This is a genomic window from Gottfriedia sp. NPDC056225, assembly GCF_042267765.1.
Classification (GTDB): domain Bacteria; phylum Bacillota; class Bacilli; order Bacillales; family Bacillaceae_G; genus Gottfriedia.
Genome location: NZ_JBHJTJ010000144.1, coordinates 1 through 1,288, shown reverse-complemented (window position 1 = coordinate 1,288; position 1,288 = coordinate 1). Strand labels below are relative to the sequence as shown.

The window sequence follows — 1,288 nt, the reverse complement described above, 5'->3', positions numbered from 1 at the left end:
GGTACGCTTGAGCCCCGCTACATTGTCGGCGCGGAATCACTTGACCAGTGAGCTATTACGCACTCTTTCAAGGGTGGCTGCTTCTAAGCCAACCTCCTGGTTGTCTCTGCGACTCCACATCCTTTCCCACTTAGCGTACGCTTAGGGGCCTTAGTCGATGCTCTGGGCTGTTTCCCTCTCGACCATGGAGCTTATCCCCCACAGTCTCACTGCCGCGCTCTCACTTACCGGCATTCGGAGTTTGGCTAAGGTCAGTAACCCGGTAGGGCCCATCGCCTATCCAGTGCTCTACCTCCGGCAAGAAACACACGACGCTGCACCTAAATGCATTTCGGGGAGAACCAGCTATCACGGAGTTTGATTGGCCTTTCACCCCTAACCACAGGTCATCCCCCAGGTTTTCAACCCTGGTGGGTTCGGTCCTCCACGACCTCTTACAGCCGCTTCAACCTGCCCATGGCTAGATCACTCCGCTTCGGGTCTTGAGCGCGCTACTATATCGCCCTGTTCGGACTCGCTTTCGCTACGGCTTCCCCACACGGGTTAACCTCGCAACACACCGCAAACTCGCAGGCTCATTCTTCAAAAGGCACGCAGTCACGACTGACAGCACAAGTGCTGCCAGCGACGCTCCCACGGCTTGTAGGCACACGGTTTCAGGTACTATTTCACTCCGCTCCCGCGGTACTTTTCACCATTCCCTCACGGTACTATCCGCTATCGGTCACCAGGGAATATTTAGGCTTAGCGGGTGGTCCCGCCAGATTCACACGGGATTTCTCGGGCCCCGTGCTACTTGGGTGTCTCTCAAACGAGCCGCTGATGTTTCGACTACGGGGGTCTTACCCTCTACGCCGGACCTTTCGCATGTCCTTCGCCTACATCAACGGTTTCTGACTCGCCCAGCCGCCGGCAGACGACTGAAGCTCATTCCCACAACCCCGCATGCGCAACCCCTGCCGGGTATCACACGCATACGGTTTGGCCTCATCCGGTTTCGCTCGCCACTACTCCCGGAATCACGGTTGTTTTCTCTTCCTGAGGGTACTGAGATGTTTCACTTCCCCTCGTTCCCTCCACACTGCCTATGTGTTCAGCAGCGGGTGACAGCCCATGACGACTGCCGGGTTTCCCCATTCGGACACCCCCGGATCAAAGCTTGGTTGACAGCTCCCCGGGGACTATCGTGGCCTCCCACGTCCTTCATCGACTCCTAGTGCCAAGGCATCCACCGTGCGCCCTTTCTAACTTAACTAATTTTAAAACTAATTATATTAAACTTACGCAG

1 rRNA gene is annotated in these 1,288 nt (G+C 56.2%); it reads right to left on the bottom strand.

The features are described from left to right. Positions 1-1,255, bottom strand: a 23S ribosomal RNA gene (locus tag ACFCYN_RS25490); the annotation flags it as partial. Positions 1,256-1,288 lie beyond the last annotated feature (33 nt).